Raw genomic sequence first — 26,310 nt, forward strand, 5'->3', positions numbered from 1 at the left:
CTCCTGCGGAGACATGACGCGGAGTGACTGCGTCACTCCCAAGGGGACCGCGCCGCTGCGCGGCGCCAGGCAGAGTGCTCCCTGCTGGCAGTCACCTGCGGTGACTGCGGGGCGGTCTTGGTTGTACCGGGTCAGCGGCCGGGCTGTCGTAACTGGCTCCTCCGCATGTCATCTGACGGGCACTCATTTTGCCTGCTAGAGAGGCTAATTAGCCGCTGAATCTCGGTAGTGGGGCCCTGCGGGCCTCCGGTCACCTGGTCTCGCTCTCTTGCAACTACAGGGTCATCTGGAACTGACTCAGTGTCAAGCCGAACTACACCCCTGACCGTCCATCACTCCCAGCAATCTGACTCACCATCAGGCCTTACAACTGGTCTACACCACAGGAGAAAAATATAAAGTCCATATCGAGAGGAATTCTGCTCCCTAAACCAACTCGACGAATCCTAAAACGAAAAGACGCACCAACAAGAAAGGAGGGGATGCGGGCCCGATGCGGAATCCTCAACATCACCCCGATGCAGAAACAGAAAAAAGCCCGAGCCCTGAGTCGATACCAAACCCGCATAACCACCCACATGCACAAAACGCAAAAGGCCCAGCACGCGAAATGTGTGCGACCCTCTCACGTTGTGGGGTGCCGCGCTCAGTGGCCCCTCCTACGGGATCGGATACGAGACGGTCGGCTTCGGTCGGGGCCGCGGCCTGTCCCAGTCCGGGAACGGGAGGCACGAGAGTGTGGCGCTGTTCGGTTGCCCGGACGGCTAGAAGAGGTTGGCCGAGGTGCCCTGCGTGAGGTTCTCGAGGATGGTGCGCAGCCATGGGCTGCGCACGGCTGGTAGTCGGACCAAGGTGTGGTGGAACGTTTCCCGGTCGGCCCGGAACAGGTAGTTGGGGAGCGGTGGGAGTGGGTCGTCGCGGAGGACGTCTTGGGGTATGCGGCCTGATGCGGGGATCGGCAAGTAGGGCTGGGGAGAGGCCAGCCATAGCCACACCCCCAGTGGCAGAGGCACGAGGTAGGTCGCCGCAGTCGGGCTGGTGGGGGTCCAGGTCTGGTCTGTCTGGGGATGGATCGGTACGAGGAGGATGTCGACGTCTGAGTCTGGGGAGGGCCGTCCCGGTCCTGCCAGGTCGGCGCGCCGTTTCGGGGGGCCTGCGGGCAGCAGGGTGTCGAGCGCGCGTTGGAAGACGTCTGCGGTCAGACCGCCTGGGACCTTCACTGGTTGCCCTTGGGAGGCAATCAGCAGGTGGGCGAGTGCCTGGCCGGCTGCTGCTTCCCACTGCGGGCTCCATGACCAGTAGTGGTTCGGTCCCAACCGTGCTCCCCATGTGGCAATCGGCTCGAACGGGGGCGTTTTCTCCTCTTTCTCTGTCAGCTCTGCCCAGGAGAGGGGCGCAGCGTGGATGCCGTCGACGGGGATGCGGTGTACGGCGTCTGAGTTGAGCCGTACTGCCTGCCAGAGTGAGCAGTCGTCGATTCTGGTCGCCACGGGGAGGTCGCATTCCTCGCAGGCCATGTTGGGCCCGTCGGCTCCGTCGAGGCCGCAGCAGGCAGCGCCGCGCTTGTCAGGAATCAGTCGGGTTCTGCGGATGTCACCGGGCGCGATGACACTCGCCCCGGGCGTGCTGTCGGATAGAGCGTAAACCGGTGCGTAGATGCCGCGTGCCTGTGCCTCGCCTGGATCGATCTCGTCCCACATTCGCCATGGCCCTCCCCAGGGGTCCGGGTCCACGGCAAACGTCCCGGACTTCATGAGTACCGGAAGCTGGGCTCCGTTCCCGTAGTTCTGACGGGCGTGGGCTGGTAGTGAGACCTGGGACAGCGGGGTAGTCAACTCGGCGCCGCATCCCGCACACACGAAAACGAACAAATGTCCTCCGTCTGAGAAACAGGCGCATCGTCTCAGCTTGCTGGCAGCTGGCCAACATGTTTCTCATCCGTTGCGGGCACGCACCTGCTATCGGCGTGGGGGATCAACGCGGTGCGGGCCAGTGCCAGCCGCTGCCTCTGACTATGGCAAGCGGCTCACTCAGTGTTCGAATGCCCGGGGTGCTGTGGCGCCTTTCGAAGTGGTGAGCATCTGCTGCCGATTCTCGGGGTCTGGCTCAACTTTTGTGGAGCTGTGCTGTGCGCGTTCGTGACCGCATCGGGCGAACACTCTGACCTGCTGGTCCCCCGCAAAGCGCCGACCTGATCCATCGAGCATCTGGGCGGCACCACAGAGGTTGAGCCAGAACCGATTCTCGTGAACGAAGCCTCTGGGTCGATCGCTTCACGAGTTGCTGATCCAGGCGCAGGAGTTCTCCTGTGACATCGGTGGGCGGTGCAGGTCCTTGTTCGAGCAGTGTGACCGGGACGCCCGGACGTGCCAGGTGGTAGGCGACTGTCGTCTAGGCGGCCTAGGAAGGACGCTTCGCCCGTCCTCTCCTGGAGGTGGAGCTACGCCGTCTTTCGGGGTGTATAGAACGGCTGCTGGTCAGAGGTCGAGGACGGCGCGTAGGGCTTGGGCGACGCGGGCCATGGTGGCGGGTTCGACGGTGCCGCGGTGGGTCGCCTCGGTGAAGCGGTGGGCGCGTAGTTGCTGGGGGTTGACGGCGACGGCGGTGGCGGGGATCGGGGTGTCGATGCCGACGGACATGGCGGTGTCGGGGTAGCGGCCGACGGGGTGCAGCACGATCGCGAGGACGGCGCCGTACGCCTCGTCGAGGCCGGAGAGGGAGACCACTAGGACGTGACGGTCGTCGGGCAGGGTCCAGACGTCGCCGCGCTTGATCTCTCGTGTCACAGGGTGTCGCCCTCGCCCGCCAGGTCCTGGCCGAGGCCGAGCTCGGCGAGCTGGTGGCCGGCGTCGAGGGTCGCGGCGCGGCGGGCGGCGCGGACGATGTAGGCGTTGACGCTCAGGTTGGCCGCCTTCGCCGCCTGCCTGATCGAGGGCGCGATCTCGTCAGGGACGCGGAGTGTCATGGGGGAATCGACATGACACCAAGGTAGCCACCACAAAGTGGTGGCGACAGGTGATGTCAGCAACGATCAGGGTTCGGCCTGGGGCACGCCCAAAAAATCGAACGCGTGCTCTGCTCAAAGGTATGAGCAACAGGCGCCTCGTACGCCCTGACCGAATGGCAGTACCGCACATCGTCCGGTGCGCGCGTGAGTGGATCGCGGAGCACGGCGAGGCGCCGTCGGTGCGGGAGCTGGGCGCGGCCGTGGGGCTGACCAGTTCATCGAGCGTCGCGTTTCACCTGCGGCGGCTGAGGGGGCGGGGCCTGGTGGTTCAGACCCGGGGCCGCCACGGGTGATCACTGCCCGCAGTGCGGGCAGTGATCACCCGTTCCAAAATTTTGGAATGGCCGGGCGATGCGGGCCGACGTGTCAGCCAAGGGTGTTCAGGCGCTGATGCCGACGGCGGACACATACGCGTACGCGGCGTAGTCGCTGTCGAGGTCGGTGATGATGTCGTCCCAGATCTCATCGAGCGCGTTCTCGTTCTGGGCGGCCCAGGCGTCGACCAAGTCGGCCCACACGTAGCGGACGGTGATCGAGCGGTCCGTCAGGTTCGGGCGCTCGCGCCCGAGGGTGACGGCGCTCTGATCCACGGGGTAGATCTCGACGTTCCGGCCCCGGCCGTTGTTGTCGAGGTGGCGCTTGAGCCAGCCGGAGCGGATCAGGTTTTCGCGGCGGCGCATCCAGTACGCGGCATCGAGGCGGTCCAGGTTGGCCTTGGAGGGGCGGGACTTGCCCTTGAACCATGCCTTCATGGCGCGGTCGCTGACGCCCTGTGCGCGCAGGGCGTCGCGGCCGGCCTTGCTGTCGAGGTAGCGCATCCGGGCGTTCTGTCCGCGCTTCGTGCCGATCGGCGAGGAAATGCCGGACTGGTAGACGATTCGGTTCAGTTCCAGAATGAGGGCCTGGCCGCCCTTGAGTCCGCGCGCGTTGTATTTCTGCCACTCGCCCCATTCGGCCCACAGTCCAGGCGATCCCGCCATTACCGGTTACCCCCGAGCGTGTAGGTGTTCTTCGCCTTGACATGGTTCAGTGCGCGGCCCTCCGGGAAAATGGGCCGCCAGTTCCCGGCAACATGTAGTTCGTCGGTGCCGGAAATCTCGATCACGGTCAGGCCCGAGTTTCGCGCTTTGTAGGCCTTGCGCCACAGGTTCGTGAACGCTTTCGACCGGATAATGTGCATCCAGTCCGGGCGGCGGATATCCGTGTTGGCGCTGGATTCGCCGATCGTGGACACGAATTTAGAATACATGGCCTTCACGTATTCCACGACGATTTCGTCGTTGTCCGTGATAGCGGTCCCTCGGGTTTCCGCGAGTGCCCTGCGCAGCTTTTCCAGGAGGTTTTCCGTGGCGCCGGACAGCATCGCCCGGTGAATCTCGGGCGCCTTGCAAAGGTTCCATTTCGCACAGTCGAGCAGGAGGCGGACCATGGAGTCCGGGACCCAGACCGGGCCGGGCTCCTTGCGGGCCCCGAGCGGGTTGGGCAGGTCCGTGTGCTCCCACACCGGCGGGGTGATCTGGTAGACGCCGGACCGCTTCGGGTCATGGACGCCCGTGGTGTCTTCCACGAGTTTCCCGACCGGGAGCCAGCACTTGAAGGCGGACAGGTAGGCCGCATTCATGTCCAGGGCGGTTACCTCGATCTGCTCGCCCTTCTTTGCCAGATCGAAAGCGGTTTTGTTCCGCCACTTCGGGCGGCCCTCCCAAATTTCGTCCGCACCCTTCTGTGCCTTCTTCCGAAGGATGTCATCGGTGGGCGGGAATTTCGAGTGTGCGTAACGGCCACCGACCCGGGAGCGCTCGAAGAGCGCCATGACGTCGGGGATCGCGGTTTTGATGAGCGCGGTCTGTGCCGCCTCCATGTCGCCGTGAGACCAGGCCAGGACGTCGCGCGCGCGGGCGTGGATCTGGTCGACGAGTGTTTCCGAGGCGTAGCCGGGCGTCCGGCTCGCGGCTGGCGCCTGGTCCGCCGCTGCCGGCACCGGGCCGGAGGCCTCGGTGTCGGCAGGGGCCACGGTGGGCTCCTCGGCCGGGACAGAGGCGGGGGCCGCGGTGACAGTGACGGGCTCCGACTCGGGTGTCTCGGGCGTCTGTTGGGCGTCTTCGGGTGCCGCCGGGGCGGGAACTGAGGGCCCGGCGGCGGCCTCGGGCGCGTGGGTCTGGTCGAGGTTGTCGTCGAGCGGTGCGGCCTCGTCCAGGGCCTCGGCGCACTCCTCGCTCGTCAAGTGCTGCCAGATGCCTTCCACTTCATCCGTGGCCGTCTGCCCGCACAGCACACACGGGCCGCCCAGTACCTCGCTGCGCGGCACCGACACAACAACCGCTTGAGCGGCAGCCGCGAGGGGCGCAGCGAGCGGGAGAGAGGCCTGTACGCCGCCAGCGTGCCGGCTGGAAGCCAGAGCCGTCACGGCATGGGTGGGGCCGGCCAGCAGGTCCAGCACCCCCAGCCCGTAATGCGCCGCCAGGCGGTCGACGTCCTCCAGAGTCCAGTGCTGCTTGCCGTTCTGCTTGCGCGACACCTGTGCCTGCGCCTGCCCGAGTGCCGCCGCGAGATCACCCTGCCGCTCACCGGTCCGGCTCATGAGCGCCGTCACCGTGAGCCTCAACAGATCTTCCGTACCCAGCGTCATACATAACAGACTAGCATTCTCCATGCGATTTCCGCATAAGGAATGGTAGATCTCCCCTTCGTGGAGCGGCTGCCCCCACGGCAGGACACAACGAAGCGCCCCGAGACGGCCAGCGGGCGTGACTGCCATGTGGCCCGGGCGTTAGTCGGGCGTGCCTGTGAGTGATGAGGCAGTTCGGGCTGTCGTGATACTCAAAGAGAGCGTGGACGAGGTCTTGGCCGTTGAGATCGAGAGTCAGCGTGCGGGGGGGTGTCTGCGGGTAGGCCAGACCGCCTTGAGCGTGGGCGTGGATCCGGCTGTGGTGTACGGCGTGTTGGCCCGGCTACGGCAGTCGGGTGCGGCGGGCATGCGGTCCGAGGAAAGCGTATCGATCTTGCGGCTGAGCTGCGTACCTGCACCTCGAAGAAGGCAGCGCTCACGGTGCTGTACCGCGAGCGGATCAAGTTGGACGACAGTCGCAGCCTCAACGCCATTGCCGAGCACTGATCAAGGAGCCGGCCGGCTACGGCATTGCACTGGACCGAGGCGCGCCACCCATAAGTACGTCACCGAGCTGCATCAGCGCTGACAGCCCCGCCCCGCTACCGGCCCGGCCGTAGACGAGGAGACCCCCATGCCCGGTCCCGACCTTCCGCCGGCCACGGAGCCCATGACCGTCCAGGCCCTGCTCGCCCGCTGGCCTACGGGCGCCCACAACAGCGAGTTGATCGACGGGATCCTCTACTTCACCGGCACCTTCGACGAGCGCGACAAGACCTGCGCCGAACGCACCTATCCAGGCCGACGGGCTCTCATCAACTCCGCGCACAACCTCGAGGTCCATCCAGCAGGCGAAGGCGAGCCCATCTCCGTGCTGGACCGGCATCACTGAATGCCCCGAGCAACCGGCGGTCGATGGGCACGATTCCACGGGGCGCACCGGACAGAGGGCTCAGATGCCGGGTGCAGACGCCGTTTACGGCATCGTGCAGGGCGGCCGCCCCCGCTGCTCACCACCGAGCAGCCGCCCCGCCCCGCCGCCGGTCACCTCCCAGCACTCGGCGTCGGGAGATCTCACTCGGCCTGCTTCTCACCGGCCCGGCGCGGCCAGCTCGTCCCGGCGCGCACCCCGTCGCGGAGCTCGCCGCTGTAGAAACGCCGGTGCTCGCCGTAGTGGCCGGCCGGCAGGGTGCAGCGCAGCGCCCTCGGGCTGCCGGATGAAGCAGACACCGGGAATCTCCACGTGCTCCTGCACCGTCTTGCGCTGGGCGCTCACCGCCGTGCCTGCCGCATCACGAGGCGCAGCCACGTGCCGTGGGCGCACAGAGCCGGGGCGTCGGTGCACTGCTCGCAGGTCTGCGTGTGGTCGAGCTGCACGGGACAGGCGTGGCGCATCGCGCAGGGGCGGCAGCCGCGAGGAAACCAGCGGGCCGCGGTGCCGTGGGCGTCCGTCTCCCGCGCCCCGAGATCGATAGCGGTGGAGTTGCTGAGGGCGACGGCGCACCACACGCAGGCCCTGCCGCGCACTTGCGGTTCGGACAGGCCGCCAGGGGCCGGAACTTGGATGGGCAGCGCCTCAAGGGTGTTGCTCGGTCGCTTCCCGCGCCGGACGCTCGACCCGTAACGCCGGTTCCCCGCGTGCGGAGCCCAGCGAGGTCTCGGTGGCCGGAGAGCTGCTGGACGAGGGACGGCACCTCGAGCTCCGCCCGAGGCAGCGCCTGCAGCCCCTCCACGGACACGATCTCGGCTGTTGGGCTCAGCACCGCCTGCCGCGTCCGGTTGCCCCGTTCGACCCGTGCGTCCGGCTGTGCCGTGGATATGCCGTTGCCTGCCACGCGGGGAACCTGGTGCGTGGCAGGCAACGGCTACTCATCCACGGGGATCTGCGCCCACGGGGCACGTCCCGGCGGCGTCCGTCCTTGGGGGCCGTTTGCCCGGCCCCCAGGGGTGCCGCTGAGGTCAGAAGTTGAGGAGGCTGCTCTGCCCGACGGTGTTGTTCATTTCGCAGGAGTTCGCAAAGGTGTGTTTCCAGGAGGAGCGGGTGCCCTGCCAGACGCCGTCGACCGTGACGGTGATGGGGGACCACAGTCTCGTGCAGGCCTGGCCGGGCGTGGCGGACAGCAGGGAATCAGGCCGGCCGTCGGCGGCGCGCAGGTCGGCGCAGGCCGCGGCGGGGTTGGGATGGGTGCCGCTCGCGCCGGGCATGCAGCTCAGTGTGACGGCACGAGCTGCGGTGTCGGTCGATCCGCCGGGCTGGGAGACGGTCAGGACCAGTGCCGAGGGTGCGTACAGACTGGCGGGCGCCGCGGTGGCGGTGACCGAGGTCGCGATGAGTGCTCCGCCGATCAGGGCGGTGGCGGTGGCTGCGGTGGCGGCGAAGCGCATGTTCGTGCGCATGAGGGCTCCTTCAGGAGGGTCGGGGGCCTTGTGGGCCGGGAGCAGCTTCGCCTAAGCAACGGGGCAAGGCCACTTGACTGACCGTGTTTGAGACGTGCCCGACCTGTGCGCATGGAGTGAATGCCATGCGTGCAGGTCATGGGGGCTGTGGTGCCTCGTGAAGATTTCCAATCAGTTCGAATAAGTGTGAATCTGACTAGTCTCGAGGAGGTGAAAGGCCAGGTGGCCATGGTCGTCGCACCGCACAGAATGGCCGGAAGCCAGGGCCTTTCTCGCTGGGGCGGCGGTTCGGTTTGGTTGGAGTACGCTCGCCGTTCACCTGATCGCCGGCCGTGAGGATGTGGTGGTCGTGACCCGGCCGCGTGTGGGTGTCGCCGTCTGACCATGGGCGGCCGGATGCCTGAGCTGCTGGCCCTGTTGGGGTCGGTTGGCCAAGCAGGACGAACCGGCCGCCCGCATCGTCGTCGTGGGCAACGGCACGGCTCTGGAGGGCCTGCCGGATGGTGGGACCGGGGTGGAGCTGGAAGAGAACCTGGGGGTGTCCGGTGGCAGGAACGGGCCAGTGCCTCCAGCAGCGCCTGCATGGAGTCAGCAGCGGGCAGCAGCCGGGAGAAGTCGGTGAGCTCTCCGACACGGGCGCGGGCGCCCTCGAGGGACTCCTTGGTGTGAAGTCGATGCGTGCGGAGGCGATGTGATGCAGCAACACCGCGTGTCCTTTCGGTGGCCCCCGACCGGGCTCTGAACAACGCGGTGTTGTTGATTCGAGATCGAACAAGAAAAGGGAGTCGTCGCGAAGAAGGTTCCCCGGCAACGTCCGCAGGCCGGAAAAGACGCCCGGAACCGGCCCCTCGCTCGGGCCAGACTCAAAGCGACGATACGTCCCCTGCCAGCCGACTGCTCCCCCACGCCTGCGCACCACCCTCCCGGGTGAAGAACGCACGCAAGGCGTCATGCATCCGCTGCACGTCGAGGAGACCAGCCCTCCAGCCTGCAGGGGACCAGTGGTCAAGGGCGTGCCGCGTGACGTAGCGGTCCGGCGGCACCCCTTGGGTATGCCGGCGCAACAAGTCCTCCTCAATGCCGTGCTGTTGCAGGTAGGCGACGATGGTGCCCGACCGCGAGGTAGTTGTACGTAAGGCATCGGTCAACGCATACAAGGCCAGGCGCTGCCACTCACTGTGCCAGCCGTCGTACTGGCGACCGGCCTGGAGAGGCACGGTTCCAATGCCGGTTCGCGTGGCGGAAGTGCTCGTGGACCATGGCCAGCAGCGCGGGCGGAACGGCCTCGGGAAGGTTGGCGTCCCGCGGGGGCGCGGTCGCTGCGTCTAGCGCCGGCGGGAGGCCCTCGCGCAGGGCCTGGAGCGCCGACTCCTCGACGCGCGCCCGGGGTTGCTCGGTCAGGCGCTGGGGCTTCCTGCGGGAGATGCGGACATAGCAGTCCTCGTCTTCTGCCACCGCCCGCTGGTGGCACCGTGTGGGGCTGCGATGCCACCGTCGCAGCTAGGTGTATTGCCCTGAAGCGTTGTTTGCGCGGCTGATGGGGGGGCTTGCCTGCGAGTGCGGTGTGGCATCGGTGGTGGTTGTAGGTGTCGAGGAAGTCTGTCAGGGCTGCGCTTCGTTCGCTGTTGCTGGTGTAAGGACGGAGGTAAGCCCATTCATCGAGCAGGGTGCGGTTGAAGCGTTCGACCTTGCCGTTGGTCTGTGGTCGGTAGGGGCGGATGACCTGTCCGGTGGGCCGGTCCATGAACGCCAGGCGGTTCAGACCGTGCCGCACCAGGACACGGTGCACCGTCGAGGCCGGCATGCCCAGGATCGGGCCGATCCGGGCGGGACCGAGCTTGTGGCTGCGGCGCAGTGCGCAGACCTCCTCCTCGCGTGCCGGCGGGGTCCGCAGCGGTGTCGCGTAGGGGCGGCTGGAGCGGTCGTATAGCCCGGGCTCTCCCTCCGCTCGCCAGCGTCGCAGACACTTGTAGGCGGTGGGGCGGGAGATGCCCATTTCCTTTGCGACGTGCGCAATTGGCCGTCCGGAGCAGACTCGGTCGACCAGGATCCGCCTGCCGTGAAGGGTCAGACGGGCGTTACGGTGGGACATGAAGGCCTCCGTGCGGTGCAGATTCGACACCTCCACCACACACGGAGGCCTTCGCCTTCTTCAATGCCCACGCGTGTCAACAACGCTCATGCTCAATACACCTAGGCCGTACGCGGGTTAGGCGTCATCGACAGCTTGTCCGGCTTGACTGTCACGATGGCCTGGGGGCGCGGGGGAGCCGAGGTGAGCGTCAGCCGCCAGCACTGGAGCACCGTGGCGAGGATGATGAGGAGTTCTGTCCAGGCGAACTCTTCGCCGATGCATTTGCGGCGGCCGTCGCCGAAAGCAAGGAACGAGGAACGGTTAACGCCCTTGGCCCGCTCGGGTTCCCAGCGGTCAGGGTCGAAGGTGCCCGGGTCGCCGTAGACCTTAGGGTCGTGCTGATGGACGTACGGGCTGTAGATGACGTCCGCGCCCTTGGGTATCGGGTGACCGTCCAGCGTGACCGGGCGCGTGGTGGTCCGCGTGACCAGCCACGCGGGCCCGTACATACGCATGGTCTCCCGCAGAACACTGCGCATGTACGGGAGCGAGGCCAGATCCTGATGGGTGAGCGGCCGGTCGCTGCAGGCCGCGTTGAGCTCCGCGTACACGCGCTTCTCGACCGTCGGGTTCCTGCTGATCTCGTACAGCGCCCATGCCAGGGTCGTGCCCGTGGTCTCGATGGCCCCGGTCAGCAGAGTGATCGCCTCGTCCTGGAGCTGCTGGTGCGAGAGCGGACCGGTCTCGGGATCGTCGGCGGTGAGCAGAGTGGAGAACAGCCCGCCCCCGGGGGCCTGTCCGGCCGGCTGCTGCGCCGGGCAGCCGGCCGGTGCCTCGGAGACGGCAGATGCAGAGGCGGCCAGCTGCACGCGGTGATGGTCGATCGCCTGGTCTATCAACGCCCGCAGGCGCGCCACTCGCCGCTCGTGCGCGCGGTTCGCCGGCAACGGCAGTTTCGCCACCCAGCCCGGCAGGATCGTCTGCCGGATCGTGCCGCGCATAATCGCCGGCATCAGGCCCGTGAACTCTTCCTCGACATGGGCGGGCAGACCGGAGCCGAACAGGGCGACCAGGAACGTCGAGAGGGCTATGTCGTTCATGTCGTCGTACGTCTCTCGCGCGACCCCCGGCGTCCAGGTGCCGGTCGCCGCTCGCACGTGGTCGATCATGACGTCACCGCGGGTGGCTATGTGCGCCTTGTTGAACATGGGCTGCATCAGGCGCCGGTGCTTCATGTGGAGGTCGCCGTCGGCGATCGTGGCGAGCCCGTCGCCGAAGAAGACCCGCAGGGCGTCGATGATCTTTCCGCCCTTGGCGAAGGCGTCGACGTCCGTCACCAGCACCTGGCGGGTGACGGAGGGATCTGTGACCACGTAGGCGGGGGTGGGTCCCAGGAGGATCCGCACGACGCTTCCCTGCCGGCGCAGGGAATCCATGAAGTCCAGCGGACGGCGGGCCAGCTGGTGGGCGTGTCCGATCAGGGGCAAGCGGCCGGGCGCGGTGGGTGCCGCGGTGGGGGAACCCGACAGGGGACTCATGCGTACGTCTCCTCGAGATCATTCCGAGTGGGGTCGAGCGTGGCATGCATGCCCCTGCTGGTCGCTGCTCACCCCACCGGTCTGATCACAGCCGACCGCTCAGCCGCCGAACCCCCTCGGCAACTGCATTGCCCAGCGAGGGGATTTGTCGATGCGAGCACTCTTGTCCGAACATGATCGAATACCGGTCAGTACGGGTAGGGGAGTTGATCCTTTCGATCGCACAACCGATAAGCTCCGCTGCGGCGCTGCGAGTTGACGACACCTCACTCGACTGCCTCATGCTGCGTTCCCCGACGCATGCGGCGCCCGCACCCGCCCCTGTCCGATCGTGTTGCTTGCGAAGGATCCAGATGGAACAAGCCACTCCGCCCCCGGTGGCTCAGGTACCCGGCGCCTGGAAGAGCTGGTGGCTGATGCCATCGGCCTTAGGCGCTGGAACGGTCTTCACCGCTGTCGTGGGACCCGACCAAGTCCAGATACCCGCGACGTTCGCCGGTGTCGCGGCCACCGCGGCCAGCTCCGCCTGCGTATGGCTCCTTATACGAGCCCAGGCCCAGCTGCGCCGAAGCACCGCTGACGCCATCAACGCACGGGCCGAGCTAGGCCGAAGCACGGCTGACGCCATCAACGCACGGGCCGAGCTCCAGCAGCAGGCCAAGCACCACCAGGAACAGCACGCCGAGCACCAGCAGAAGTGGGAAGAACATCTGGCGGGCCTGAGGCAGGAGTTCGCCGTTGAGCGCTCCGCCCTGGAGGCCCAGCTCGCTGAAGAGGCGCAGGTCCATGAAGCGAGGCTGGGTGCTGAAGCCGAGAGGCAGCTGGCCCTCTTCGCGCGGCTTGCCGACGCGCATCTGCCGAGCGCGCTTGAGCGTCTGCGGGCCGGTGACGCCATCGACGACGTCCTGGCCGAAGTCGACGAGCCGGCCGCTACGCCCGAACTGCGGGCCGAGGTGCGCAAGTTTCTGCGCGCCGCTCTGATCGCCGTGGAGGAACAGCTCGACCGCGCGACCTCAGCTGAGCACTCCGTCGTCAGCATCGCCAGCCGCCTCCAGGCCCTGATCAGCGGCGTGCGCGGCCGCCTGCACGAACTGCAGACGGAACACGGACAAAGGCCGGCGGTTGCCAAGGGCCTCATGGAGCTGGATCAGCGTCTGGGACCCGCCGACGGCCTCGCGGCCAGTGTCGCCGTGCTCGGTGGCTCCGTCCGTCCCGGACGGCAATGGCAGGAGCCGCAAAAGCTCCTCAGCGTGGTCCGAGGCGGCCAGGGCCGGATCAAGGACTTCGACCGTGTCAGGGTCGACGCCCTGCCCGAGCTCGGCGTCGATGGCGGGCTGGTGGACCACCTCACGCTGATCTTCGCCCACGTCCTGGACAACGCGGCCCGTTACTCGCCGCCGTCCGAGCCGGTGCAGGTATCCGGCAGGCAGGTCCCCGCCGGCGTCGGCATCCAGATCCAGGACGCGGGCAAGGGCCTGAGCGAGGAGAAGCAACGCGAAGCCGAACAGGCCCTCGCGGGCACCGCAACGGGCCCCGGCCTCGGCGGGATCTCCGAGAATGCGAACCTGGGCCTGCGCGTGGTGGGCATCCTCGCGCGCCGCTACGGCATCCGGGTCACCTTCACCGACTCCCCCTGGGGAGGCACCTCGGTGGTCATTCTTGTCCCCCACAAATACTTCAGCGCCCTTCCCGCTGCCGCGCCCAAGCCCGTTGCGGCGGCCGCAGTGGCAGAGCCGAGTGCCGAACCCGCCCCGGTCCCTGCCCCCGAGGCCACAGACACCACCCCCGGCGGCCTGCCCCGGCGCAAGGGCCTGCGCAGCGCCAAGGCAGAGCTGATCGGGCACGCCGTGCACACCGAAGAGGCCGTGGCGGATGTGCCGTCGGTGGCGTCCTTCGACGGCCTCACCGCCTTCGCGACCGCGGGTCGGCAGAGCGGGCCGCCGCTCGAGAGGAACGCGGACCGCGACGCAGCTGGCGGCGGCGAGAGCGCCGGACGTGACACTGAAGAGAGCGACTAGTCCCTATGACTCAATCAACCGACGTGAGCTGGGCGCTGCGTGACCTGACGGAGAGCATCCCGGAGATCCGGTTCGCTCTGGTGGCATCCAGTGACGGCACTGCCATCACATCCTTCGGTGCCGAGGATCCTGATGACGTGGACCGTTTCGCCGCCGTCGTCGCGGGCCTGCAGGCACTCGCCCAGCCGGTGGCCCAGCAGTTCCCCAAGAAGGGCCAGCTACGGCTCGCGATGATCGAGGTCGACGGAGGTCACCTCTTCGTGGTGCGAGCCGGCGTGGAGACCTACCTGGGAGTGCTCGCCAAGGAAGGCCTCGACCAGGGTGTTCTCGGCCACCAGATGATGGACTGTGCTCACAGGATGGGCGAGCTCCTGGGCACAACTCCGCGGCTGGACGAGAATTCTGGATGAGTGCCTCCCGGTCCACGGACCCGTCCGGTCTCGAGCGCTACTACGTCCTCACGGGCGGCCGCAGCGGACCGGACGGCCCGGCCTCAAGCCTTGACGTGGCGACCCTCATCGTCTCCCGCACCGCGCCCGTACCCGGGATGCAGCACGAGCACGAGGAGATCATCCGGCGCTGCCGCGATCCGCTGGCCGTAGCCGAGATCGGCGCCCATCTCGGCCTGCCCTTCCACATTGTCGCGGTGCTCCTGGCCGATCTCCTGGACGCAGGCCGCGTTGAAGCCCGTAACCCCATCCCGGCCTCAAGCACCGGAAGCGGGCCGGACCTTGAGCTCCTCGAGGAGGTTCTGAGTGCACTCCAAAAGCTTTGACTATCCCGACCGGCAGCAGAGCGGAGGCACCCGCTCGGTGAAGGTGATGATCGCCGGTGGCTTCGGCACTGGCAAGACCACGCTGGTGCGCTCGGTCAGCGACATCACGCCGCTCACCACGGAGGCGGCACTGACCCAGGCCAGCGCCGGCGTCGACAACCTGATCGGTGTGGCGGACAAGGCGGAGACCACCGTCAGCCTGGACTTCGGCAAGATCGGAATCAACGACGAACTTGTCCTCTATCTCTTCGGGACGCCCGGCCAGGAGCGGTTCTGGTTCCTGTGGAACGGCCTGTTCAAAGGCGCCCTCGGCGCTGTGGTCCTGGTAGACACCCGGCGGCTGGCCTCCAGCTTCCGCGCCATCGAGGAGATGGAACGCCAGGACGTCCCCTTCGTCATCGCGCTGAACCGCTTCCCCGACTCCAAGGAGCACCCGGTCGAAGAGATCCGCGACGCGCTGGACATCCCCGACCACACCCCGGTCGTGGAATGCGACGCACGCAAGCGCGAATCCAGTCGTGACGTCCTGATCGCTCTGATGCGTCACCTCAAGGAACGGACCGCGGTCGCTGCGGAACGTTCTGCCGTCGCTCTGGAGTCCCGATGAACAATCAGCCCTTGAACGGCACTGACAGCCCTCGCGGATGCCCCGTCGCGCATGGCGACGGGGGCGACCTCATGCGGCTGTACGGCCCGGAAGCGGCGCTCGACCCGCACGGCATCTACGCGCGCCTGCGCAAGGAGCACGGGGCGGTTGCGCCGGTCCTTCTGGACGGCGACATCCCCGCCTGGCTCGTCCTCGGGTACCGGGAGAACCGGCGCGTGCTGGACAACCCCCGCCAGTTCAGCCGCGACTCGCGGATCTGGCGAGACTGGAACGACGGCCGGATCGAAGCCACCTCACCGCTCATCCCCATGCTCGGCTGGCGCCCCGACTGCGTATCGCAGGACGGCGAGCCGCACCGCAGACTGCGCGGTGCGGTGACCGACGGCCTGAACAATGTCGCCGGGCGCGGCATCCGACGCCATGTCGAACACTTCGCCAACAAGCAGATCGACGCCGTCGCTGAAACCGGCAGCGCCGACCTCGTGAGCGACTACGCCGAGTACCTGCCGATGCTCGTCCTGACCCGGCTCTTCGGACTCCCCGCGGCCCAGGGACGCAACCTCGCCGTCTCCTGCGCGGCCCTCATCAAGGGCGAAGACGCCGTCGCCCACAACGACCGCATCATGGAGATCCTCGCAGACCTCGCCACACGCAAGCGTGAGGAGCCCGGCGCCGATTTCACGACAGGGCTTCTTGAGCACGGCGCGGACCTCGACGAGGACGAGATCCTCAGCCACCTGCGCCTGGTACTGATCACCGCACACACCACCACCAGCAATTTGCTGGCCCGGGTGCTCCAGCTCATCCTCACCGAAGCGTCCCGTCTCGCCGGCCTCATGAGCGGACAGCTCAGCGTCTCTACGGTCGTCGAGGAGGTCATGTGGAACACGCCGCCGCTGGCTGTCCTGCCAGGACGTTTCGCCACCACTGACCTGGAACTCGGCGGCCAAAACCTCAAAGAGGGCGACCTCCTGGTGCTCGGGCTCACCGCAGGGAACCTCGACCCCGAGATCCGCCCCGACGCCGGCGTCGCACTCCAGGGCAACCAGTCGCACCTGGCGTTCAGCGGCGGCGCACACGAGTGCCCTGGCCAGAACATCGGCCAGGCCATCATCGAGACCGCCGTCGACGTCCTCCTGCACCGGCTGCCGGACCTGCACCTGGCCGTGCCAGCCGATGAACTCACCTCGACAGCCTCCACCTGGGAGGCACGACTCGACTCCCTGCCAGTGAAGTTCGCGGCGCAGACCACCGCAGTGTGAGCGAAGGGGAGCCACAACCGCACGTGGCTCCCCCAATATCGGCGTACAAGTGAACGGGCCCCACCACGACGTCATCTCCCCCAATGGCCCCAGCGACCGGCTGCCGGACCCGCTCGCAGCCCCAACGAACGCGGACCGCAACGTCGGAGCCTCACCACGCTCTCAGGCGTCTTCACAGGTCGGTCCAGGCATGTCCCTCGCAGTATTCGTGCCGGCCCCGGAAGAACCAGTTGGCAAGATCCCTGATTCGCTCGATGCAGTCCTCGAAGTAGGCATCGGGTGTCGGCCGTGGGAAGTTCGGGTGTGACGTCCACAGCGGAACCCAGGTTGCGACCTCATAGAACCCCTCAGCGACCCAGCGATCGAGCCTCTCCTCGGACTGGGATTGCTCACACGCGGCCCGCATCGCCCGTTCCAAGCAGGTGAAGGCAGACCGATCCCACTTCAGATCACCACGCAGCTGCAGCAGGAAGCTCCCCTCCGCCGCATCGAACTCCCGCCTCAGAACCCCGGTGATCTCATCCATGCCCGAGATGCTCTCAAAGAGGCGCGGCGCCGGTCGCCGAGCTCAGTGCAGCGCTTCTGCCCGGCGGGATCCCCCAGCCGGGCAGAAGCGATGTGTCACACCGCGAGGAGATCGTCCAGCGATCCCTTGCCCGACAGTTCGGCAAGGGCGGCCGGCCCTTCCTTCGAGGCGGTGTATCGGCCTGAGATAAGGGCCCACTCGTAGTTTCCGTTGATCCAGTGCTGGATGGCCTCCACGCCCATCTCGACGTGTTCACGCTGCTCGGCCGTGAGACCGAGTTCGTCGCACATCTGCGCAACACCGCCCTCGAGTTCGAGGTACTCGTCCAGACAGTCGGTGGTCATCCGGAACGCCTCTGCGGCGGCCTCTTCCCAGCTGCAGCCGCGTTCGCGGTGCAGCACGGCTATCAGGTTGTGACCGTCTCCTCGACGCCGCTCGCGTTCAAAGGAGTGGATGTCGTTCATGAACCCGATGGTGTCCGCGGCGAGATCACGCATCCGGACCATGAGCGGATGGGCCTGGACCTGCGGCGGCACCTCGAAGCCACGGCTGCGCTCACCAGCGTCGATGCTGTGGTGGATGCCCACCGTACGGCGCCGGAACTCCGCGTACTCCTCAACGCCGAGTTTGCCCGCCAGGCCCCGGGCTGCCAGGTCGACCTCCTCGGTGTGTGCCACCAAGAAGCGTCCCCAGGAAGCGGCGAAACGCGTCCTCCAAGTCAGGGACATGCCATCCGAGAGCCGAGACCAGACCTCGGCCCAGGCAACGGTGATGGGGCACACCACACGAGGAACAGTCCCAGCGGGGCGCAGCGGAGTCGCGATCAGTTCACGCGCCACCTCAGCTATGCGGTCCGCACGATCCGGCCTCCCTGCGTCAAACTGGTCGTCGAACAGGAAGGCCAGCGAGAACCAGTTCATCAGGACGACCATGTCGTCCGGCGAGGCATGCGGGTAGGTGCGCGCAGCAGCCTGGGGGAGGTCCCAGGACTGGTACTCCTCGAACCCCGCCTGACTGCGCACCAGCCCCATGTCCCATACCCAGCGCAGATGCCGCTCCCGGGCGAATTCCATGTGCTCGCTGACCGGGGTCTTGAAGGGGAGCTCGAACCTGACGTCCTGCGGCATGCGCGTCCTCTCTGGAGACGAATCACAGGCCCCCGCCCCTGCGAACAGGCGATCGTTGTCGTCGCCCTTTGACTCGAACTGGTCGATCTGAGCCGATAGTTGACGACTCAAGTGCGCTTCGAGACTGCCCAGAGCCTAAACGATCTATGGTGTGACGTCTGCAACGCGTGATGCAGGTGTGATTCGCCGCAACTCGTATCGCCGCTGATGGGGCCGGGGCTGACACCTGGTGGCACGTTGACGCACTGGCCCGCGAAACCGGGACTCCATCCCGGCACGCCCGTGCACGCGGCCGACTCCCGCCGCGGCCGGCGCGTGGCTCGAAACCGCACGCCTTTTGGCCGCGCGGCTGCGCGATGCGGGCGCAGTTGCCGCCAGTGGTGGTTCGGGAGCGCAGCGGTGCGGTGGCGCGAAGTGGTAGCGAGACGGCCGTCGTGCCCGGGGCGTCGGGCGGCCAAGTCGATGTCAGCACCCGCCGCTCGGATCTTCCCCAAGGGCCTTGTACGCGAGAACGGTTCTCGCGTACAAAGCCGGCCGGCTTTGTTCACGAGTGGTCCGGGACGCGGCCTTGCCGCACCGCAACGCGCCGCGATCCCGTTTCTGCGTCACGATCCAAGACGTCGCCGTCGACGGGACATTCCCCCCATGGGAGTTCACGCAACGCCTCAAGGCCTGGGCTGCCGCGACGGTCGACGCGTGGCGCTACGGCACGTGAACGGAACGACCGTCGCCCGCCGAAGAACGGGCCCACGGCATTCATGGGATATTCGGCCTGCCCACGACCGCACTCACGGCGCTGGTCCGCCTGAAGCCGACTCACCCCAGCTGGCGCACGCCGCAGCCATAACCGTCAAGATCACATATACGGCTGGAGTACCAGTCGGCCGTCATGAAGATGAAAGCTGGCCAGCCTCGTACACGTTGGCATCGGATGCGACGGCCTCGCGGCGTACTGGTACGGCCGGGGACACCTAGGTGGGACCGCCGCACGCCAATGTTGCCTCCGACCCCGTACGTCACATCTCCAGCGGGCTCCGGCCAAGCCCGGCTCCATACTCCTCACTGCCTGCAGAGGTCACTGTCATGAAGAACGAGCAGGAATTCTTTTCACCAGACGCGATGCAGTGGCGCACCGGGCCGCAGCCCGGGACCGTCGAGAGGATTCTGAGCAGGGACGAGGCTGACCCGCAGGTGCTGACCCGGCTGGTGCGCTGGGAGCCCGGCCTCGACACCTCACTCTCCGGCGTGATCCGGCACGAGTGGGTCGAGGAGGTCTACCTGCTCGAAGGCGACCTGCACGACCTGACCCTGGATCAGGCCTTCTGCGCCGGAGACTTCGCCTCCCGGCCCCCGGGTATGGAACACGGCCCGTACCGCACCACCGGAGGCTGCGTGATGTTGGAGATCCGCTACCGGCCGTAGCCCGCGTCGCCGTTGAGGCTTGCCCAGGGCCGCCTTGGGCTTGCCCCCTTGGTCGGTCGGCACGGCTTGCCGGGGTCAGGTGCGGGGCAGGAGAGCCGACTGCCGGCCTTCTGCGCTGCCTGCTCGGCTTGACAAGGCGCTGTGCCGCCCCCGCACCGCTACGGACAGCGGCCGCATCCTTCCGGTGCCGCTCGGCTGTCGCCCGCTGGAATGCCGCAACGTCGCGCTGACCACCACCAACGCCTCCGCCCTCGCCGACGAGGCCGAACGCCTCGACGCCCCAATCCACGCCCGCCCCGCCCTGGCGCCGCCGGTCCACGCCGACCTGGAACGCCGCCGCGACAAGACCCACGCCTTCCTCCTCACCGACAAGCCGCCCCGTGACTGCCCACCAGCGCCCCCTGTAGGCCGCGCCGACGTCCAGCCCGCCATCGACACACTCACCGCGGAGTCCGGCCGGACTCCGAGCGTGTTGCTCCTCGCCACTCGCCTCGGCCCCGTCGGCACGGCCTTCCGCCGCAACTTCCCCGACGTATGCGCCGAGTTGTCCATCGCTGCACCGACGGGCAGCGCGGTCGGCGCGGACGCCTGCAGCCGGCAGAAGACCGACAACGCGCGACTACAGCGCGACAAACGCGACCTCGCCGCACAGCTGAAGGTCGCGATCGCAGTCATCCAGCGCCTGAGCGCCGACAACGAAACCCTGCGCGACGCTCTCCCCACCGCCCGCACCATCCCCCACTGCCGCACCGCCGCTGACCTCCCCTCAGACCCGCCTGCGTCGGCCGGCTCCCCGACCCTGCAACGTCGGGTCACCGACTCAATTCGATGACCTGCCCGAACGCGGGGCCTGACATGTGGGGATCCCGCGTCGATCTGTGCAGACTCCCCCGTTGACTCCTGGCTGCCGGCTGTCGCTGGTTCGGGTGCTCTGGAGCGATTCCGCTGTGTGGTCAGGTCGTGGCCTTGTCCCGCAGGAACCGGGCGGCCTCGGTGAAGTCGGCCATGGGCAGGCCTTCGGCGGCGAGCAGACCGACCTGGGTCAACACCGCGGCCTGGTCCCAGTGGATCCGTTCGCTCTCCATCAGGCCGTCACGGAATTTCACCACCACGACCAGCGGCACTTCGACGGCCCGTCCAGTCGGGGCGAGTCCGGGCAGCAGGAACGGGATCTCCTGGTCGTGCAGCATCCGCATGATCGTCTCCTCGACGAGGAAGTCGCCGCCCACCGACCGATCCACCGTCTCAGCGGTGGTGTTCTGCGGAATGCCGGGAATGAAGATGTCGCGGTAGTAACCCCGCAGGTAGTTCTTGCCGAAACCACCGCTCATCGTCGGCAGATGCATCACGCTGGCATCTTCCACCATCGTGGACACCGCCAGGTCGGCATCCTTGACGACGAACTCGTACGCCGTGTGCTGCTCCCACAACGCGACCATGTCCGCTTGGTTCACGATGTCCCCTTCAAAGAACCGTCCCGCCGACGGGCTTCTCGCTGATCAGCCCCGGCCGGCCAACGAACACCGCCACGGACAGGATGCGATCTCTGCCCGGGGTGCCGCACGCCTGCCCATCGAACACCGTGCAGGAAGCAGAGAGGAGCGCAGCGAGCTCCCTCGCACAGGCCGGGCCTGAGTTCGCGCGGGACTGCGCAGCGCTGAAGTTGACGCGGTTCTCCGTGCAGATCGCCGCCTCGGCGTCGAGGACCGTACCGGGGCGCAGCCAATCCATGCCGGCCACGGCCAGATCCATCCACGCCGAGATGACCGTCCGACCGGACCGGGCCTGTAGCCGGACGGTCTCGGCGTCACGCCACAGGACGGTGCGGTGCCCGCCGTTCTCCAGAATTCGATGTGTCTCATGAGGCAACTAGTCGCCAGCTGGAGCCCGGGCATGGTCATCTCTCCCGCACTGTTTCTGTCGGGTTCAGTCCCACCAGAACTCCCAGCAGTTGAGATCGATGAGGTCGTCTGCGTATGAGGCCAGGTCCGGGTATGAGCCCTGCCAAATGTTGTCGGGACAGAAGGCGAAGTGTTCGGCGGCAACGGCCAGGGCGTCCTCGGCTCGGACTGGCGGTGTGGCGATGCTGAGGTGGAGGGTGCTGAATCCGACGGCGACGACGCGTGCGCCAAAGCGGACTTCCCAATCGCGGACCACGGCGGCAAAGGTAGCGGTGTCGTTGTCGTAGTTGACAGGTCCCTCCCAGCCGACTGTGGCAAGGGCGTCGGCACCGCGAGATGCTGCGACGAGTCCGAGTCGAGCGTGCGGATTGCGGTCCAAGAAGACTCGCGCGTACTGCTCAGCGGATTCATCAGGATGCGTCAAGGGCGCGGGCGTAGGCGCGGGACCGGGCCAGGTCCGGCCGAAGGGGGCGGTGACGGCGAGGCGTTCGTCGGCAGTGAGCTGGTCGTCGTCTTCGTCAGTGACGGTGTATTCCTGCCACCAGCGGGCGAGCAGGGCCGCAGGGTCGTGCTCTGCCGGGCAGGACATGCGCTCGGGCCGCAGATCGCCGCAGCCCCAGGGACGGAAGTCCGCATCCTGCAGGTCCAGGGCGTCGAGCAGAAGTGGCCAGAGCCCAGAGGTGGCATGTTCGGCACGCAGTTGTGACCACAATTCGATCGAGGCCGGGGCATTGCTCAGCCATAGCGGCTGCACGCCGCCGTTGCCTTCGTCCGAGGCGGTCATGCGGCCGGCCGGGAGGGCTATGCGGTCGGGTAGATGGGATTCGAGGTTCACGAGCGGATCCTAGGTCCGGGGTCTGACACTGAACACGGTGAAGCGGCCAGGGCCGAAAGGGACTTAGCGATTAGCCGGCGCGGCCCTCAGTCCCCCGGCCGGGCACCGAGGTGCGACTTGCTGCGGACTTCCGTTCGTTCGACGAAGATCTGGCTTGCGCAGCGTCTCGGCTGAGACGACTGCAAGTGTCTGGAGAACCGTCGAACTTGATCTCGTACCACCAGCCCTTGCCGCGGGGCAGCGTCGGCACGGCCTCGGCGAGAGCGACCGCCACGGGATACTCCGCGCCGCCGGCCTGCGGCGCTCGAGCCGGGGATGCGCGCTGGCCTACGCTGCGCGGGCGGCGCTCCGAGCACCACACACCGTCAGATCGGCCCCCGGAACAGCTGGTCAGCTGCCACGGCCCGAGCGACTGAGCCACGCGCTATCTTCCCCTGACCAGGTCTGCGTATGGGGGAAGGAAGCGTTCAGTGGAGTGGATCTTTGTTGCAGCGCAGCAGCCACATGCCGCCGCAGGGAGTAGCCCGGTTTGGCTATCGGCAGTCCTGGGAGGCGTAGGCGCGATGCTCGGGGGCACCTTCAGCTCGATCGTTGCCTGGCGGGTGCTGTCTGACACCAAGGCGGCCGGAGACGGACCGAGGAGCGAGAAGCCACCGGCGTTATTGCCACCAGCTTCCAGAAAATGCACCTGGTCTACAAGCAGCAGAATGTCCGAGTGGCCCCCGTCCCAGAGGGGTTCGAGCGATGGACTGACTACTTCCGTTCAGCGCTGGACGAGGCGGAGGTTGCGATCCAAGTCATCCGTGACAGAAGCCTGCGCCTACGTCTCTCTAGCTCCCTTGAGATGTTGATCCACGGGGGCGACGAAGAGATCTTGAGAAACTCGCGCCTGAACAACCCCGATCACATGGCATCAGTCGCGTACCGGGACGCTCTTTCCTGCCTAGGAGCCAACCTTCGGAACGAACTGTTGCCCGGGCCGTCTCGAGGGTGGAAGGCCGCTGACCAGGAAATGTGGAACCGTTTCCTGGACGAGGACATGCTGGAGGACATGTACTGGGGGTCGGATTCATGAGCGGGGAGCAGGCAGCGTGGAACGGCCCTCAGCGACGAGGGAATCCCGTCGGCCGCCAGCTCTGGCACGTATGTGTAGAGCGTGGTGCGGGAGACGCCCAGCAGCCTGGCGGTCAAGGTGATGGTGTTCTCCGGGTCGGCCGGCAGGCCGCGGGCGTGACGGACCTGTTCCTCCGTCATGGCGGGCGGCCGGCCGATCCGTTCGCCCCGAGCCCGCGCGGCGGCCAGGCCTTCGTGGGTGCCCTGCACGATCAGTTCGCGGATGAACTCCGCGAGCGCGGCGAACACGTGGAAGATCAGGCGGCCGCCGGGCGTGGTGGTGTCGAGGGGCTCGTGCAGCGGCTGGAAGCCGATCCCGCGCTGACGGAACCCCCGCAACGATGGCGATCAGGTCCGGGGTCGAACGGACCTACCGCCGACGCCGCCGACAGACCGCGCTCGGTCGGCTGGCCCCCGTCGAATACGAAACCGTCATGACCACACCGGCCCTACGGGCCGCATGGCCGAACCTGTCACCCACCCCTGCATCAGACCCCCTGCCGGCATCACAACGGCACTCCACACAGGGGGCACAGAGAACAGCTGGAAGACGGGACCGAGGTCGGGCTCGGAGTGCGGCTGCCCAACACCAAAACCCGGCGCGCCGGACTCACCGCCGGCAGACTCCAGCAGCTCGCGGACCCCGGGCTGACCTGGGCGGCTGATGAGAGGAACGCGTCTTGACCGGTGACAGCTTTGAAAAGCACCGGGTACAGGCGGCCGTATGGCGGCACGGCCCGATGTAGATCACCACGCCGTTCCTGCCATGCCGTCCTGTCCTTCCGTCGTGCCCCGGTACGCCGTGATAGCCGTTGTGTCCGTGCCGCCCCGGCACGCCGGTCGGGCCGGTTGGGCCAGGCGGGCCGGAAGGGCCGGAGGGGCCAGGCGGGCCGGGCAGACCCTGCCGGATACTGTTCCCCTGGAGGGCGATGCGCCGTGCTTGGAGTTCGCCGATCTGCTGCTGGTGGGCGACGAGGACGGCTGTCTGCGCGACGAGCATGACGGTCAGCGCCGCGCCGAGTGCAAGGCGGCGTTGCGGGCTGCGCCACGCCTCTTTCATACTTCCCACATCATTCCTCACGTTATGCGATGCCAAGGAGCAAAGGGCAAGGGCGCGGCAGAGGCGGACCTCTACGCCGAGCGTCCTTTCCGAGCGACCGGACACCCGCTTCTTCCGATCGCTGCGGGGAGGGGCCGAAGCACTCACGGGCGCGGCGCAGGCGGGCGGGCGCAACCATGTTCACCTGCTTCGAGCGCCCCTTCGGCGCGCGCAGAAGCCCAAGAGGTGTGACGGGCTTCGGCGTCTGCTTTCAGGCCACGGCTGCTATGAACGCGACGGTCCGGAAAGGGCCCCTGGCGGCCGGTTGACGATCCCGCGCCGTGCCATCGGTGCGTCCGGCCCTCCTGGCGGCGCTGCACCCCGCCCGGGCGCTGTCCACCACTGCACGACCCGGCCCCGCGCAAGGGCAGAACACCCTCCGGTGCACGCCCAAGAAGCCGGCCGGTGCGGCCGAGTGCCTAACTCGAAGCCGGCGCCGGCGGAGCGACAGCATCCTTGCCGTCCTTCCCGCTCGTGCCGTCCCTGCCGTTCGTGCCGTCCCTGCCGTCCTTCCCGTCCGTGCCGTCCTTGCCTGCCGGGCCGATAGGACCACCGGGGCCAGAGGGACCAGGGGGACCGGACGGCCCTGAAGGACCAGGCTCAACGTTCGCCTGCACGTCCACGGGCTGCATCCGCAGGTCGTCGATCTGCACTTGCTGGGCGACGATCAGAGCTGACTGTGCGGCAAGCGCGACGGTCAGCACCGTGCCGAGCACAAGGGGGCGCCGCGGGCTACGCAGCACTTCAATCACTCTTCTCACATCATTCCTCACGCTATGTGACGGCGAAAGTGTAAAGGGCCAGGCCGCGACGGGAGGGGACCTGCGCGTCGAGTGTTGTCCCAGGGCCGCCGCGAACGCCCCACTCCCGCCGTTCACGGCACGAAGGCGCCCAAGCACAACACCGGCGAAGCACACGGGAGAACCCGGCGCCGTTCACGGCCGGGAGCACGACTGGATACACACGACGCGCCCGGACACGGCGCGTGCGCTGACCAGGCCACGGGCACCCGTCCCCCGCCGGTGCGCCATCACCAGGACCGCTTCGATGCTGCGCACCATCAAGCCGCTGAGCGCGCGGGCCTCCAGATGCGCCGCCCACCGGCCGCACAGCATGAGACGGGCCATCACAAACATGCCTGTCCCCCGGTCCAGCGGGTCGTGTTGAACAGGGACCCGTGAACGAGAGTGAGCGTGCGGCGAGTCGGACGGCGGTGCTGGTCTGCCAGGGGCGGGCAGCAGCCGACGGGAGCATCGCCTGCCGGCCGGTTCTCGGATCCGGTGGCGGTGCGGCTGCTGCGCGCCGAGGAACACACCCCCGTGGACGCGGTGCGGACGGGAGTGCCGCCGCAAGGCCGGCCGGCGCGCACGGAGTACGAGAGCGTACGAGCGTGCGCCGAGGTCATGGTGGCGCGGACCGTCGCGATCGATAAGGCCCTGTGCGCCTGCGTACCCCGCCGGCTCGTGATCCTCGGAGCCGGTCTGGACACGCGTGCGTGGCATCTGCCCCAACTGGCGCGAACCGATGTGCGGGAGATCGACCATCCAGCCTCCCAGCAAGACAAAAAACGAGCCCTCCTCACCGAAGCCCCACGACGCCGCACACCGCACACCGCCAGTACACCGCCAGTACACGGCGTGGAAGGGCACCGAGACGAGCAGGCAGCAGACCCCGAAGAAGCCGGTCGGCGACGAGAACACCCTCGTCATCAACCCCGGCGCCGCAGACGACGCCGTCTACGGATACGTCCGATCGGGCAAGGCCGACATGCGCGGAGCTGCGGGAAGCCCGCCCTGCGGATCAACCTGCTGGAGGAGAAGAACGAGATCCTGCGCCAGGCCGAGGCCTGTCTGTCCCAGGCCCCTCTGCCGGGAAAGGATCTACCCGCTCGTGGGAGAGCCCGCCGGGAACGGGGATCCGCCACGCGGTCACGCGCCAGGTCCTCCAGCTCGCCCGACAGCCCTCCCGCCGCCGGCTGGAGAGGCCGGTCACCGGTGCCGG

Annotated in this window: 27 protein-coding genes and 2 pseudogenes; 11 read left to right on the forward strand and 18 right to left on the reverse strand. The window is 67.6% G+C overall.

Annotated elements, in window-relative coordinates; translation table 11 throughout:
* Nucleotides 1–764: 764 nt before the first annotated feature.
* The 3 genes from ACIPWY_RS39430 to ACIPWY_RS39440 form a co-directional block, all read right to left on the reverse strand.
* A complete protein-coding gene (locus ACIPWY_RS39430; protein WP_401536986.1) occupies nt 765–1,871 on the reverse strand; it encodes a hypothetical protein in 1,107 nt (368 codons plus the stop codon).
* Nucleotides 1,872–2,477: 606 nt separating this feature from the next.
* Nucleotides 2,478–2,786 (reverse strand): hypothetical protein, encoded by a 309-nt coding sequence (locus tag ACIPWY_RS39435; RefSeq protein WP_362910708.1) that lies wholly within the window; start codon nt 2,784–2,786, stop codon nt 2,478–2,480.
* On the reverse strand, nt 2,783–2,965 hold the full coding sequence (locus ACIPWY_RS39440) for a DUF1778 domain-containing protein (protein WP_401536988.1): 183 nt from the start codon (nt 2,963–2,965) through the stop codon (nt 2,783–2,785). Before ACIPWY_RS39440 ends, ACIPWY_RS39435 begins: the two co-directional genes overlap by 4 nt.
* Before the next feature lie 155 nt (nt 2,966–3,120).
* Here ACIPWY_RS39440 and ACIPWY_RS39445 point away from each other — a divergent pair, with 155 nt between their 5' ends.
* Entirely contained in the window at nt 3,121–3,300 is a 180-nt protein-coding gene (locus tag ACIPWY_RS39445; RefSeq protein ID WP_362910712.1) for a hypothetical protein, read from the forward strand.
* Between the two features lie 87 nt (nt 3,301–3,387).
* Here the strand turns inward: ACIPWY_RS39445 and ACIPWY_RS39450 are convergent, their stop codons facing one another.
* Together ACIPWY_RS39450 and ACIPWY_RS39455 are read right to left on the reverse strand one after the other, a co-directional pair.
* Entirely contained in the window at nt 3,388–3,987 is a 600-nt protein-coding gene (locus ACIPWY_RS39450; RefSeq protein WP_362910714.1) for a hypothetical protein, read from the reverse strand.
* Entirely contained in the window at nt 3,987–5,636 is a 1,650-nt protein-coding gene (locus tag ACIPWY_RS39455; protein WP_362910716.1) for an acyltransferase, read from the reverse strand. The genes ACIPWY_RS39450 and ACIPWY_RS39455 overlap by 1 nt, the downstream gene beginning before the upstream one ends.
* 613 nt (nt 5,637–6,249) lie before the next feature.
* Between ACIPWY_RS39455 and ACIPWY_RS39460 the strand changes: the two genes are divergently transcribed.
* Nucleotides 6,250–6,507, forward strand: a complete 258-nt coding sequence (locus ACIPWY_RS39460; RefSeq protein ID WP_362910718.1) for a hypothetical protein — start codon at nt 6,250–6,252, stop codon at nt 6,505–6,507.
* 182 nt (nt 6,508–6,689) lie between these two features.
* Here the strand turns inward: ACIPWY_RS39460 and ACIPWY_RS39465 are convergent, their stop codons facing one another.
* The 3 genes from ACIPWY_RS39465 to ACIPWY_RS39475 form a co-directional block, all read right to left on the reverse strand.
* Nucleotides 6,690–6,845: a hypothetical protein gene (locus tag ACIPWY_RS39465; RefSeq protein ID WP_362910720.1), complete on the reverse strand. Its 156-nt coding sequence runs from the start codon at nt 6,843–6,845 to the stop codon at nt 6,690–6,692.
* 42 nt (nt 6,846–6,887) lie between these two features.
* Nucleotides 6,888–7,142, reverse strand: coding sequence for a hypothetical protein (locus ACIPWY_RS39470; RefSeq protein WP_393705601.1), 255 nt, complete (start codon nt 7,140–7,142; stop codon nt 6,888–6,890).
* Between the two features lie 432 nt (nt 7,143–7,574).
* On the reverse strand, nt 7,575–8,012 hold the full coding sequence (locus tag ACIPWY_RS39475; protein ID WP_393705600.1) for an SSI family serine proteinase inhibitor: 438 nt from the start codon (nt 8,010–8,012) through the stop codon (nt 7,575–7,577).
* Between the two features lie 545 nt (nt 8,013–8,557).
* Between ACIPWY_RS39475 and ACIPWY_RS39480 the strand changes: the two genes are divergently transcribed.
* Entirely contained in the window at nt 8,558–8,707 is a 150-nt protein-coding gene (locus tag ACIPWY_RS39480) for a hypothetical protein (RefSeq protein WP_362910778.1), read from the forward strand.
* A 478-nt stretch (nt 8,708–9,185) separates the two neighbouring features.
* Here the strand turns inward: ACIPWY_RS39480 and ACIPWY_RS39485 are convergent, their stop codons facing one another.
* The 3 genes and pseudogenes from ACIPWY_RS39485 to ACIPWY_RS39495 form a co-directional block, all read right to left on the reverse strand.
* The gene (locus ACIPWY_RS39485) at nt 9,186–9,467 is read right to left on the reverse strand and encodes a hypothetical protein (protein WP_393705599.1); all 282 of its coding nucleotides are present in this window, start codon (nt 9,465–9,467) and stop codon (nt 9,186–9,188) included.
* A gap of 45 nt (nt 9,468–9,512) precedes the next feature.
* A pseudogene (locus ACIPWY_RS39490) lies at nt 9,513–10,104 on the reverse strand (integrase core domain-containing protein).
* A gap of 101 nt (nt 10,105–10,205) precedes the next feature.
* The gene (locus ACIPWY_RS39495; protein WP_393705598.1) at nt 10,206–11,624 is read right to left on the reverse strand and encodes a cytochrome P450; all 1,419 of its coding nucleotides are present in this window, start codon (nt 11,622–11,624) and stop codon (nt 10,206–10,208) included.
* A 458-nt stretch (nt 11,625–12,082) separates the two neighbouring features.
* Here ACIPWY_RS39495 and ACIPWY_RS39500 point away from each other — a divergent pair, with 458 nt between their 5' ends.
* From ACIPWY_RS39500 to ACIPWY_RS39520, 5 genes are read left to right on the forward strand one after another with little or no spacing between them, the layout of a single operon-like run.
* The gene (locus ACIPWY_RS39500; protein WP_362910730.1) at nt 12,083–13,642 is read left to right on the forward strand and encodes an ATP-binding protein; all 1,560 of its coding nucleotides are present in this window, start codon (nt 12,083–12,085) and stop codon (nt 13,640–13,642) included.
* 5 nt (nt 13,643–13,647) lie between these two features.
* A complete protein-coding gene (locus ACIPWY_RS39505) occupies nt 13,648–14,052 on the forward strand; it encodes a roadblock/LC7 domain-containing protein (RefSeq protein ID WP_100598713.1) in 405 nt (134 codons plus the stop codon).
* Nucleotides 14,049–14,417 carry a DUF742 domain-containing protein gene (locus ACIPWY_RS39510; protein ID WP_362910732.1) on the forward strand — a complete coding sequence of 123 codons (369 nt, stop codon included), beginning with the start codon at nt 14,049–14,051 and terminating at the stop codon, nt 14,415–14,417. Before ACIPWY_RS39505 ends, ACIPWY_RS39510 begins: the two co-directional genes overlap by 4 nt.
* A 46-nt stretch (nt 14,418–14,463) precedes the next feature.
* Complete coding sequence (locus ACIPWY_RS39515) at nt 14,464–15,024, forward strand: ATP/GTP-binding protein (RefSeq protein ID WP_393705653.1); 561 nt, start codon at nt 14,464–14,466, stop codon at nt 15,022–15,024.
* Nucleotides 15,021–16,286 carry a cytochrome P450 gene (locus tag ACIPWY_RS39520; protein ID WP_393705597.1) on the forward strand — a complete coding sequence of 422 codons (1,266 nt, stop codon included), beginning with the start codon at nt 15,021–15,023 and terminating at the stop codon, nt 16,284–16,286. The genes ACIPWY_RS39515 and ACIPWY_RS39520 overlap by 4 nt, the downstream gene beginning before the upstream one ends.
* A gap of 172 nt (nt 16,287–16,458) precedes the next feature.
* Here ACIPWY_RS39520 and ACIPWY_RS39525 read toward each other — a convergent pair whose 3' ends face one another.
* Complete coding sequence (locus tag ACIPWY_RS39525) at nt 16,459–16,812, reverse strand: hypothetical protein (protein WP_362910738.1); 354 nt, start codon at nt 16,810–16,812, stop codon at nt 16,459–16,461.
* 95 nt (nt 16,813–16,907) lie between these two features.
* Nucleotides 16,908–17,939 carry a 7-epi-alpha-eudesmol synthase gene (locus ACIPWY_RS39530; RefSeq protein ID WP_362910740.1) on the reverse strand — a complete coding sequence of 344 codons (1,032 nt, stop codon included), beginning with the start codon at nt 17,937–17,939 and terminating at the stop codon, nt 16,908–16,910.
* A gap of 1,083 nt (nt 17,940–19,022) precedes the next feature.
* Here ACIPWY_RS39530 and ACIPWY_RS39535 point away from each other — a divergent pair.
* Together ACIPWY_RS39535 and ACIPWY_RS39540 are read left to right on the forward strand one after the other, a co-directional pair.
* On the forward strand, nt 19,023–19,361 hold the full coding sequence (locus tag ACIPWY_RS39535; RefSeq protein WP_393705596.1) for a cupin domain-containing protein: 339 nt from the start codon (nt 19,023–19,025) through the stop codon (nt 19,359–19,361).
* 184 nt (nt 19,362–19,545) lie between these two features.
* Nucleotides 19,546–20,193, forward strand: a complete 648-nt coding sequence (locus ACIPWY_RS39540) for a hypothetical protein (RefSeq protein ID WP_393705595.1) — start codon at nt 19,546–19,548, stop codon at nt 20,191–20,193.
* Nucleotides 20,194–20,314: 121 nt separating this feature from the next.
* Here the strand turns inward: ACIPWY_RS39540 and ACIPWY_RS39545 are convergent, their stop codons facing one another.
* The 5 genes from ACIPWY_RS39545 to ACIPWY_RS39565 all read right to left on the reverse strand — a co-directional run bounded on the left by ACIPWY_RS39545 (nt 20,315) and on the right by ACIPWY_RS39565 (nt 25,436).
* Nucleotides 20,315–20,815: a nuclear transport factor 2 family protein gene (locus ACIPWY_RS39545; protein ID WP_393705594.1), complete on the reverse strand. Its 501-nt coding sequence runs from the start codon at nt 20,813–20,815 to the stop codon at nt 20,315–20,317.
* A 10-nt stretch (nt 20,816–20,825) separates the two neighbouring features.
* Entirely contained in the window at nt 20,826–21,113 is a 288-nt protein-coding gene (locus ACIPWY_RS39550) for a hypothetical protein (RefSeq protein WP_362910748.1), read from the reverse strand.
* Nucleotides 21,114–21,287: 174 nt separating this feature from the next.
* A complete protein-coding gene (locus ACIPWY_RS39555) occupies nt 21,288–22,097 on the reverse strand; it encodes a DUF4253 domain-containing protein (protein ID WP_393705593.1) in 810 nt (269 codons plus the stop codon).
* Nucleotides 22,098–23,000: 903 nt separating this feature from the next.
* On the reverse strand, nt 23,001–23,549 hold the full coding sequence (locus ACIPWY_RS39560) for a recombinase family protein (protein WP_393705592.1): 549 nt from the start codon (nt 23,547–23,549) through the stop codon (nt 23,001–23,003).
* A gap of 1,695 nt (nt 23,550–25,244) precedes the next feature.
* Entirely contained in the window at nt 25,245–25,436 is a 192-nt protein-coding gene (locus tag ACIPWY_RS39565; RefSeq protein WP_401536996.1) for a hypothetical protein, read from the reverse strand.
* Between the two features lie 192 nt (nt 25,437–25,628).
* Between ACIPWY_RS39565 and ACIPWY_RS39570 the strand changes: the two are divergent.
* Nucleotides 25,629–25,835 (forward strand): annotated as a pseudogene (locus ACIPWY_RS39570) (class I SAM-dependent methyltransferase); the annotation flags it as partial.
* Nucleotides 25,836–26,310 lie beyond the last annotated feature (475 nt).

Source organism: Streptomyces sp. NPDC090032 (assembly GCF_044748025.1).
Lineage (GTDB): Bacteria > Actinomycetota > Actinomycetes > Streptomycetales > Streptomycetaceae > Streptomyces.